This is a genomic window from Hydrogenophaga sp., assembly GCF_030158645.1.
In the GTDB taxonomy this organism is placed as follows: Bacteria; Pseudomonadota; Gammaproteobacteria; order Burkholderiales; family Burkholderiaceae_C; genus Hydrogenophaga.
In genome coordinates this window covers 1-9245 of sequence record NZ_JAOASO010000095.1, presented here as the reverse complement: position 1 = coordinate 9245, position 9245 = coordinate 1, and the positions used below count along the sequence as shown (strand labels likewise).

Annotated in this window: 10 protein-coding genes; 3 read left to right on the top strand and 7 right to left on the bottom strand. The window is 66.9% G+C overall.

The features are described 5' to 3' along the window. Positions 1 to 639 (bottom strand): PAS domain-containing protein (locus tag Q1W68_RS10975; RefSeq protein ID WP_300716660.1); only part of this gene is annotated, 639 nt, incomplete at its 3' end. 49 nt (positions 640 to 688) lie between these two features. After that, entirely contained in the window at positions 689 to 2191 is a 1503-nt protein-coding gene (locus tag Q1W68_RS10970) for an FAD-linked oxidase C-terminal domain-containing protein (RefSeq protein ID WP_300716657.1), read from the bottom strand. Between the two features lie 171 nt (positions 2192 to 2362). On the opposite strand from Q1W68_RS10970, the gene Q1W68_RS10965 reads away from it, so the two are divergent. Beyond that, positions 2363 to 2785 (top strand): Hsp20/alpha crystallin family protein, encoded by a 423-nt coding sequence (locus Q1W68_RS10965; protein ID WP_300716655.1) that lies wholly within the window; start codon positions 2363 to 2365, stop codon positions 2783 to 2785. 84 nt (positions 2786 to 2869) lie between these two features. On the opposite strand, the gene Q1W68_RS10960 is transcribed toward Q1W68_RS10965, so the two are convergent. Further along, positions 2870 to 3739, bottom strand: a complete 870-nt coding sequence (locus tag Q1W68_RS10960; RefSeq protein ID WP_300651369.1) for a LysR substrate-binding domain-containing protein — start codon at positions 3737 to 3739, stop codon at positions 2870 to 2872. Continuing rightward, the gene (gene purU, locus Q1W68_RS10955; protein ID WP_300716652.1) at positions 3736 to 4584 is read right to left on the bottom strand and encodes a formyltetrahydrofolate deformylase; all 849 of its coding nucleotides are present in this window, start codon (positions 4582 to 4584) and stop codon (positions 3736 to 3738) included. Before purU ends, Q1W68_RS10960 begins: the two co-directional genes overlap by 4 nt. A gap of 132 nt (positions 4585 to 4716) precedes the next feature. Between purU and Q1W68_RS10950 the strand changes: the two genes are divergently transcribed. Further along, entirely contained in the window at positions 4717 to 6057 is a 1341-nt protein-coding gene (locus Q1W68_RS10950; protein ID WP_300716649.1) for an aminotransferase class III-fold pyridoxal phosphate-dependent enzyme, read from the top strand. Positions 6058 to 6066: 9 nt separating this feature from the next. Here the strand turns inward: Q1W68_RS10950 and Q1W68_RS10945 are convergent, their stop codons facing one another. Beyond that, on the bottom strand, positions 6067 to 6876 hold the full coding sequence (locus Q1W68_RS10945) for a ChaN family lipoprotein (protein ID WP_300651361.1): 810 nt from the start codon (positions 6874 to 6876) through the stop codon (positions 6067 to 6069). 55 nt (positions 6877 to 6931) lie between these two features. Between Q1W68_RS10945 and Q1W68_RS10940 the strand changes: the two genes are divergently transcribed. Further along, complete coding sequence (locus Q1W68_RS10940; RefSeq protein WP_300651359.1) at positions 6932 to 8011, top strand: AbrB family transcriptional regulator; 1080 nt, start codon at positions 6932 to 6934, stop codon at positions 8009 to 8011. Between the two features lie 43 nt (positions 8012 to 8054). On the opposite strand, the gene Q1W68_RS10935 is transcribed toward Q1W68_RS10940, so the two are convergent. Together Q1W68_RS10935 and Q1W68_RS10930 are read right to left on the bottom strand one after the other, a co-directional pair. Continuing rightward, on the bottom strand, positions 8055 to 8339 hold the full coding sequence (locus tag Q1W68_RS10935; RefSeq protein WP_300716645.1) for a DUF3567 domain-containing protein: 285 nt from the start codon (positions 8337 to 8339) through the stop codon (positions 8055 to 8057). Between the two features lie 153 nt (positions 8340 to 8492). After that, positions 8493 to 9245, bottom strand: a 753-nt coding sequence (locus tag Q1W68_RS10930; protein WP_300716643.1) for a DUF3108 domain-containing protein, incomplete at its 5' end; no start/stop codon positions are given.

Below are 9245 nucleotides of genomic sequence, written 5' to 3'. Positions count from 1 at the left end.
CTCGGCTTCGAGCACCCGCATCGGCGTGATGTCCTGGATGAAGCCGAGCTGGCTGGTCACGTTGCCGTGCTCGTCGCGCAGCGGTGAATTGCGGGCGAGCACATGCACCACCTCGTTGCCCGGACGCACCAGCCGGAACTCCAGACTCAGGCTCTCGCCGGTGGCGATCCCGCGAATCCAGTGCTCCTGCACGCCCGGCAGGTCGTCGGGGTGCACCCGGTCGAGCCAGCCAAAGTTGGGGAAGTCGTGTTTTTCCAGCGCAAAGATCTGCTGCAACCGGGCGTCCACGTGCGTCAAAAGGCCGGCCTGGTCGATGCGGAAGATGCCGATCGGGAACGCGCTGCCCAGCGCCGCAAAGAGTGCCTCGTATTCGAGGTGGGCCGCTGCCACCGGTGTGGCGTTGTCAGAATCGAGAGCGAGTTCCAGCGAGAGCGGCAAGTCGCCTTCAAAGCGCAGCTCGCTGGAAACCCCTTCGTGCAGACTGCCGCCCATGTGCTGGGCGTAGTTGCGACGCAAATGCAGGTTTTCCGCCTTGAGGGTCTCGATCTCCAGCAGCAGCGCCCGTTCGCGAGCCGAGATCGGTGCCTCGGGTCGGTGGTCTTCAAGACGGCTGTCTTTCGGAGGGAACAGAGCGCTCATCGATCAACTGTACCCCAGGGGGCACCTTGTTGAACGTGATATTTGACCCTCAGAAACGGGGCAGGTCCGGATGCGCCAGACGACCGCCGCGCACCAGCATTTTTCCGTACTCAGCACAACGTTGCAGGGTTGGAATCACCTTGCCCGGGTTCAGTAGCGATTTCGTATCAAAAGCCCGCTTGACGCTGAACATCTGCTCGTTTTCCTCGGGCGAGAACTGCACGCACATGCTGTTGAGCTTCTCCACGCCCACGCCGTGCTCGCCCGTGACCGTGCCGCCCATGGCCACGCTGGTTTCCAGGATGTCGGCGCCAAACAACTCGCAGCGGTGCAGCTGGTCGGCGTCGTTGGCATCGAACAGGATCAGCGGGTGCAGGTTGCCGTCGCCCGCGTGGAACACGTTCACGCAGCGCAGGGCGTATTTGGTTTCCATCTCACTGATGGCTTGCAGGATGTCGGCCAGGCGCTTGCGCGGGATGGTCGAGTCCATGCACATGTAGTCGGGGCTGATGCGCCCGCTGGCCGGAAACGCGTTTTTGCGCCCGCTCCAGAAACGCAGGCGCTCGGCCTCGTTCTGGCTCACCGCGATCGCGGTGGCGCCACAGCCGCGCAACACCGCGCTCATGCGACCGATTTCCTCTTCCACTTCTTCTGGCGTGCCGTCGCTTTCGCACAGCAGGATGGCCTCGGCGTTGAGGTCGTAGCCGGCGTGCACGAAGTCTTCCACCGCCGCGGTCATGGGTTTGTCCATCATCTCCAGCCCGGCCGGGATGATGCCGGCGGCAATGACGGACGCCACCGCGTCGCCGGCTTTGCGGATGTCGTCGAAGCTGGCCATGATGCAGCGGGCCAGCAGGGGCTTGGGCACCAGTTTCACCGTGACTTCGGTGGTCACGGCCAGCATGCCTTCGCTGCCGATGACGAGCGAGAGCAGGTCGAAACCGGGCACATCCAGCGCCTCGCCGCCGAAGGTGACGGGCTCGCCTTCGACCGTGAAGCCGCGCACCTGCAGCACGTTGTGGACCGTCAGGCCGTACTTGAGGCAGTGCACGCCACCGGAGTTTTCGGCCACGTTGCCGCCGATGGTGCAGGCGATCTGGCTGCTCGGGTCGGGCGCGTAGTACAGGCCGTGCGGCGCGGCGGCTTCCGAGATGGCGAGGTTGCGCACACCCGCCTGCACCACCGCCGTGCGCGAGCGCGGGTCGATCTGGAGGATGCGGTTGAACTTGGCCAGCGACATCGTCACCCCCAGCGCGTGCGGCATGGCGCCGCCCGAGAGGCCCGTGCCCGCGCCGCGTGCGACCACCGGCACGTCCAGCGCATGGCAGGCCTTGAGCACGGCCGCCACCTGGCCCTCGGTCTCGGGCAACACCACCACCAGCGGGCGCTCGCGGTAGGCGGTGAGGCCGTCGCATTCGTAGGGCACGGTGTCTTCCGCCTGCCAGAGCAGGGCATGGGCGGGCACCACGGCCTGCAGGGCGCGCACCACTTCGGCCTGGCGCGTGGCGCGCTGGAGCTGGGTGGCCTGGGCGGGGGAGGTGGGTGCGTTCATGGCGGGCTCGGGGTGTCTGCAGGGTGGCCGGGCCAGTTTAGGCCAACGCCCCGCCTGCGGTTTGAAGAAACTTGCATCCCCCTTGAAATTTCCTGGGTGCAACGTCAATTGATGAACACCGCAACGCGCCCTTGGGCGCAACTGTTCAACCCTTGTTCTGGAGCACCTGCCATGAACCGTCTGATTGCCCGCACCAACCTGTTCGACGACTTTTTCAAGGACGTCGCCCCTGGTTTTTACGTGAAGCCCCTGCACGGCGAAGGCCTGCCCGCGCAGATCAAGATCGATGTGAAGGAGACCCCCGACGCCTACGCGGTGGATGCCGAGGTGCCCGGCGTGTCGCGCGAAGACATCCACGTCACGATTGACGGTTCGGTGGTCACGCTGCGCGCCGAAATTCGCCAGCAGGACAGGCAGACCGAGGGTGAAAAGCTGTTGCGCAGCGAGCGCTATTTCGGGGCTGTGTCGCGCAGCTTCCAGCTGCCGCAGGACATCGACAACGCGACGTCAAAGGCCAAGTACGAGAACGGTGTGTTGCAGCTGACCCTGCCGAAAAAACTGCCAACCGCCGGTCAGCGCCTCACGATCGAGTGAGCGGCCCCCACGCTTCCCCGCTGCGCCTGGTCCGCTGCCCCCCGAGGGGGCTGATCCGGCTTGGGGCTGCCCGGCGCCGGATCGTCAACCGACGGCCTTCTTGAGCCACTCGGTGAACGCCGCGCACTCCCATCGGTCCATGGTGCCGGTGCGCCAGCACAGGTAGTGCGCGTGTGGGCTGGGCACGTGGCGGCTGTAGAGCGGCACCAGCGTGCCGTGCTCCAGCCAAGGCGCGGCGAGCTTGAGCCGCACCAGGGCCACACCCATGCCGGCGGCTGCGCCGTCGCACATCAGGCCGATGTCGTTGAACTGGGAGCCCTCGTTGGGTTCGGGCCAGTCGAGGTCGTGCGCGGCAAACCAGGTGCGCCAGGGCTCCAGCGGACTGCGCAGCAGCGGCACACCCTCCAGGTCCAGCGCGCTTTCGAACGGGCCGTGCTCGCGCACGAAAGCGGGTGAGGCCAGCGGCGTCACCTCGTCTTTCATGAGGCAGACGTGTTCCACGTCGGCGTAGCGCCCGGTGCCGAACCGCACGGTGAGATCGGCGTCTTCGGCCACCACGTCCAGCAGCGGAATGCTCACCTGCAGCGTGAGGTCGATCTCGGGGTAGGCGTCGCTGAACTGCTTGAGGCGCGGCAGCAGCACCGAGCGCGCAAACGTGGGCGTGACGGCGACGCGCAGCTTGCGCCGGCCGGGCGCGGCCGCGTTGCTTGGAAATTTCTGCAGCGTGGCCAGGCCGTCGCGCACATGGGCCAGGTACTCGCTGCCTTCGGTGGTGAGTGAAAAATCCGCCCGGCCGAACAGCTTGGTGCCCAGGATCTGTTCCAGCTGCTTGATGCGGTGGCTCACCGCACTCGGCGTCACATTGAGCTCATCCGACGTCTGCGTGACGCTGCGCAGGCGCGCCAGCGCCTCGAACGTCAACAAACATTGAATGGGCGGAATGCGAATGGTCACTTGAACACGACCGTCTTGTGTCCATTCAACAGAACCCTGTGCTCGCTGTGCCATTTGACGGCCCGCGCCAGCACCTGGCTCTCGGTGTCGCGGCCGCGCGCGGTGAGGTCTTCCACGGTGTCGGTGTGGTCCACACGGGCCACGTCCTGTTCGATGATCGGGCCTTCGTCGAGGTCGGCCGTCACGTAGTGCGCGGTGGCGCCGATGAGCTTCACGCCGCGGTCGTGCGCCTGGTAGTAAGGCTTGGCGCCCTTGAAGCTGGGCAGAAAGCTGTGGTGGATGTTGATGGCCTTGCCCGCGAGTTCGCGGCACAGGTCGTTGCTCAGCACCTGCATGTAGCGCGCCAGCACCACGAGTTCGGCGCCTTCGCTGCGGATGATGTCGAGCTGTTTGGCCTCGGCCTGCGCCTTGGTGGCCGCCGTCACCGGGATGTGGTGAAACGGCACGTTGTAGCTGGCGGCCAGTTGGTAGAACTCGCGGTGGTTGCTGATGATGGCGCGGATGTCCAGCGGCAGCAGGCCGCTCTTCCAGCGGAACATCAGGTCGTTGAGGCAGTGGCCTTCCTTGCTGACGAAGATCACCGTGCGCACCGGCTCGGCCAGCGGGTGCAGGCTCCAGCGCATGCCGAAGGGCTCGGCGAACAGCTTCAGGTGCAGGCGCAGGTCGTCCTGCGTGAGCTGGGCGCAGGCGAACTGCACGCGCATGAAGAACAGACCGGTGTCGTGGTCGTTGTACTGCGCGGCTTCTTCGATGTTGCCGCCGTGCTCGAACAAGAAGCCGGAGACGGCGTGCACGATGCCGGGGCGGTCCTGGCAGGACAGGGTGAGGACATAGGTGTGGTTCATGGCCGGATGATTGTCGCAGCAAGCCTTTTGACCCATGGGCGGTGGGCCTGCGTGTGGCGCGGGCAGTGGAGCCCCCGCCAGGGCATGGCCGGTGCCACAATTCCCGTTTTACATCTGTGCCGGAGACGCCCCATGGCCTACAACGACCTTCGCATGGACAACCAGTGGTTGCCCTTCACCCCCAACCGCAGCTTCGCCAAGGACCCGCGCATCTTCGTGGCGGCCGACGGCATGCACTTCACCACGCACGACGGCCGCCAGGTCATCGACGGCATCTCCAGCCTGTGGTGCGTGGGCGCGGGGCACAACCGCAAGCCGATCAACGAAGCGATCAAGAAACAGCTCGACACGCTGGACTACAGCACCGCCTTCAGCGTGAGCAACGACAAGGCGTTTCGCGCGGCCGAGATGATCGCCGCCATGGCGCCCGGCGACCTGAACAAGGTGCTGTTCTGCAACTCCGGCAGCGAGGCCGCCGACACCTCGATGAAGGTGGCGCTGGCCTACCACCGCGCGCGCGGCGAGGGTCACCGCAACATGTTCATCGGTCGCGAGCGCGGTTACCACGGCGTGGGTTTCGGCGGCATGTCGGTGGGCGGCATTCCGGCCAACCGCAAGGTCTACGGCACCAGCCTGCTGCCGCGCGTGGACCACCTGCGTTTCATCCACGATCCGGTGAACCACGCCTACATCCACAACACCGAGCCGGTCTGGAACGAAGACCTGCTGCTGGAGCTGGAGAACCGCATCCTGCCGCTGCACGATCCGAGCAACATCGCGGCCGTGATCGTGGAGCCCGTGGCCGGTAGCGCCGGCTGGTACGTGCCGCCGCAGGGCTACCTGAAACGCCTCAGGGAAATCTGCGACAAGCACGGCATCCTGCTGATCTTCGACGAGGTCATCACCGGCTTCGGCCGCCTGGGCACCGCCTTCGCGTCCGATTACTACGGCGTGCAGCCCGACATGCTGAACTTTGCCAAGGCCGTCACCAACGGCGTCTTCCCGCTGGGTGGCGTGGTCTGTACCGACCGCATTTACAACGCCATGATGGGTGCGCACGGCAGCGCGCCGGAGCACGCCATCGAGTTCTTCCACGGCTACACCTACTCGGGCCACCCGGTGGCGTGCGCGGCGGCCATCGCCACGCTCGATCTGTTCCGCGAAGAGCAGCTGTTCGAGCGCGCCGGCGAGATGGGCCCGGTGCTGGGTGATGCGATGCACGCCGCCCTCATGGGCCTGCCCAACGTGATCGGCATCCGCAGCCTCGGGCTGGCCGCGGCGGTGGAACTGGCGCCCATCGCCGGCCTGCCAGGCAAGCGTGCGTTCGACGTGTTCATGGACTGCTACCACCGCGGTGTGCTGGTGCGCAATGCGGGCGAGAACCTGGTGTTCGCGCCGCCCTTCATCGTGGAGAAGGCGCAGATCGAGACCCTGGTCGGCACCCTGGCCGACGCCATCAAACGCGCGGCCTGAGCGCCGCTTTCAGCGCTTGAACTGCTGGCGCAGTTCGGCGCAGTGGTCGCGCGGTGGTAGCGGGGGTGTGGGCCACACGGCATCGGCCGGCGGGGCTGTGGTGGCGGAACCCGCCTGCGCCATCACCACGCGGTGTGTCAGCTCCTTGGGCAGGTACAGCGGTACACCCAGGTCGCGCCGCACATGGCCGTTGCCGGCCACCAGCACCACGGTTTTGCCGGCGCCTGCCTTCTCGACAGCGGCCACCACGGTGCGTGCCATGGTGTCGTCGCGCGCCAGCTGGATGCGGGTCATCGGGGCGATCTGGCTCTCGGGCAGCAGGTCGCAGTGGCCTTCGCGAATGCCCTGGCGTTGCTCCTGCAGTCCAGCGCTGCCGATGCGGCCCTCCAGTGCGGCGTTGGCCATGGCAACCTTCATCTGGCTGCGCGGCAAGTCACCGCCCAGCACAGGGACGCCGGCCCGCACCGCGGCCATCACCACCGCGCTGTACACCGGCCAGGGCCAGCCGCCCTGGTCGGTCCAGTTCAGGGCCTCGCGCACGCGGGCTTCGCTGGCGTCCGTCGGCAAGCCGGCGGTCTGGTGACCTTGTTCGGCCATTTCCATCACCAGCGCACCCAGCTGGCCGCGCGCGGCCAGCGTCTGCACCACGTCCCGTTGCAGGGCCTGGTGTTCGGGCGCATCGTGCTGTTCACCGAGCAGCAGCACCTGCACGGGCATCACGCGTTCCAGCAAGGTGGACACGTGGGTGGGCGGCGGGTGCGCGCACGCGCCCAGCAGAGCCACACCCAACACCAGCACGACAGCAGATCGACAGTTCATCGACCGATACTAAGCGGCCTGCCGCTGATGGCCGGTGCATCACACCATTAACCGAGTGCCTTCCTTGCCCGCCTTCGGCCCCTCCTCGTGGCCGCGTGTCCTCCTCACCTTGTTGCTCGCGCTGGCCGCCGCCTGGCTGTGCGTGTGGCTGCGAACCCCCATCCCCTGGATGATCGGCCCCCTGCTGGCCACGTCGCTGGTGTCGGTGCTGGGTGGGCGCACCGAGAGCTGGGCGCCGTTTCGCAACGCCGGGCAGTGGGTGATCGGCACGGCGCTGGGGCTGTACTTCACCCCCGCTGTGGGCGCGCTGGTCGCCAGCCTGTGGTGGGCGATTGCGCTCGGCATCGCCTGGGCCTTGCTGCTGGGCCTGGGTTTCGGCGCCTGGTTGCGCCGGTTGCACGCCGGGCACCTGGCGCATCTCACACCCGCTCAGTTGTTCAGCACCACGTACTTCGCCGGTGCCATCGGCGGCGCGTCCGAGATGACGCTGATCGCCGAGCGCCAGGGCGCCCGCACCGATCTGGTGGCCGCCGCGCACAGCCTGCGCGTGCTGCTGGTCACGCTCACCATCCCGTTTGCGCTGCAGTTCTGGGGCGTGAGCGGCCTGGACACGCTCACCCTGGGCCTGCGCGATGTGCAGCCCACCGGCTTGCTGGCGCTGGCCGGCCTCACGCTGGTGGGGGCGCTGCTCATGCAGTGGCTGGGCCGCGCGAATCCGTGGTTCATGGGCGCGCTGGTGGTCACCATGGTGGTCACGCTCTCCGGTGTCACCCTGTCTGCCATCCCGCAGCCACTGACCAACGCCGCGCAACTGGTCATCGGCGTGAGCCTGGGCGTGCGTTTCACACCCGCGTTTGTGCACACGGCGCCGCGCTGGCTGGCCTCGGTCGCCCTGGCCAGCTTTTTCATGATGGGGATCTGCGCGCTGTTCGGCTGGGCCCTGTCGAAAGCCACCGGCCTGCACCCGGCCACGCTGTTGCTGGGCACCGCGCCCGGCGGCATCGCCGAGATGGCCATCACCGCCAAGGTCTTGCAGCTCGGCGTGCCGGTGGTCACGGCGTTCCAGGTCTGCCGGCTGGTGGCGGTGCTGGTGTTGGCCGAGCCGGTTTATCGCTGGCGCTACCGACAGGCGTGAAAAAGCCCGGTCAAGACCGGGCTGATGAGCGGGGGTGGGGCCCTCAATGCATCACAACGGGCATTTGAGCCAGTTCGGCATAGCCTTCCAGCGTGTCTTCCACCTCTTCCTGCGAAGGGGTGCTTTGCTGCCAGGCGGTGATCTGGATCTGGAACATCTCGGCCCAGGAGCCGTCGAGGTAGACCTCCTTGCCCGATCGCTTGTCCACGATCTCGAAGCCGTGGCGCGGCATTTGCGGGCCTTGGGCGGTGGTGTCTTCACCCTCGGCGGGTGCGTTGGCCAGGATGTGGACCACAGCGAAGGCATCCGAGTCGTAGAGCATGTTCATGACTGAAATTCCTTGTGTTGCGAAAACCGGCTTCCGGTATCTCTTATATCGGCAAACCTGGGCGCTCTTGAAGTTCTGAGTGGTCTTTACGTGGCAACGTTCCGTCTCATTTCAAGAGGCGTGTCATTTCCGGCACAAATGAGGTCCAAACGCCTACGGCAGCCGGCTGAGTTGTTGATCGGCCACATCGCCGTTGGCCTGGGTCACGCGCAGGCGCACCGGCAGGTGCTGCAACGCGGGCGCCAGCCACATCTCCACCGTGCTGTCGAACTCCTTGCGCGGCAGGCGTCTGATCTGCCGCGCGCGCATCTCGCCCGCGGGCAAGGACAGCGTGACCTCGTCGCCCACTTCGAAGCGCCAGAGGTCGGCATCGCCCGTGCCGACCACCGGCATCTCGATGGTCTGTCCGCTCGTGTAGGCCTGTGGTCGGGCCTGCAACAGACCGGCGATCTGCAGGAACAGGCTCAGGCGGTCCTGTGCGCCGGGCAGCAGCACCGCATCGGGGGCGTTGTTGCTGAAGCGGACGCGCTTCTGCACCGCGTCGAAGTGCGCGGCTTTTTCGCTGCGGCTCTTGTCGGCGAAGCGCTCGGGGCTCAGGCCGGCAGGGCCCACCTGCCCCGTGCTGGTCTGCACCCGGCTGCCCAGCAAAAACACCTTCATTTCCATGCGGGCGCTGTAGCGGCCATCGGCCAGTGCCCAGTCGAGCTGGCCTTCGGCGTTGTAGGCGATGCCCTTGATGCGGCCGGTCACGGCGTAGTCGAGCCGCGTGCTGGCGGGCGGCTGTGCCGGCGGCAGGCTGCGGGTGGCGGCGGGCGGGGTGCGCTTCTTCACGGCCGCGGCGGCCAGCAGTTCGTCGTCGGTGTCCGGGGCGGTGTCGTCGATGCCGGGTGCCTGCGGTGCCGGCGC

Bases quoted from the DNA above. Each gene is read 5' to 3' on its own strand.
- Q1W68_RS10950 (WP_300716649.1), top strand. From the start codon at position 4,717: ATGGCCTACAACGACCTTCGCATGGACAACCAGTGGTTGCCCTTCACC.
- Q1W68_RS10970 (WP_300716657.1), bottom strand. From the start codon at position 2,191: ATGAACGCACCCACCTCCCCCGCCCAGGCCACCCAGCTCCAGCGCGCC.
- purU (WP_300716652.1), bottom strand. From the start codon at position 4,584: ATGAACCACACCTATGTCCTCACCCTGTCCTGCCAGGACCGCCCCGGC.
- Q1W68_RS10945 (WP_300651361.1), bottom strand. From the start codon at position 6,876: ATGAACTGTCGATCTGCTGTCGTGCTGGTGTTGGGTGTGGCTCTGCTG.
- Q1W68_RS10935 (WP_300716645.1), bottom strand. From the start codon at position 8,339: ATGAACATGCTCTACGACTCGGATGCCTTCGCTGTGGTCCACATCCTG.
- Q1W68_RS10965 (WP_300716655.1), top strand. From the start codon at position 2,363: ATGAACCGTCTGATTGCCCGCACCAACCTGTTCGACGACTTTTTCAAG.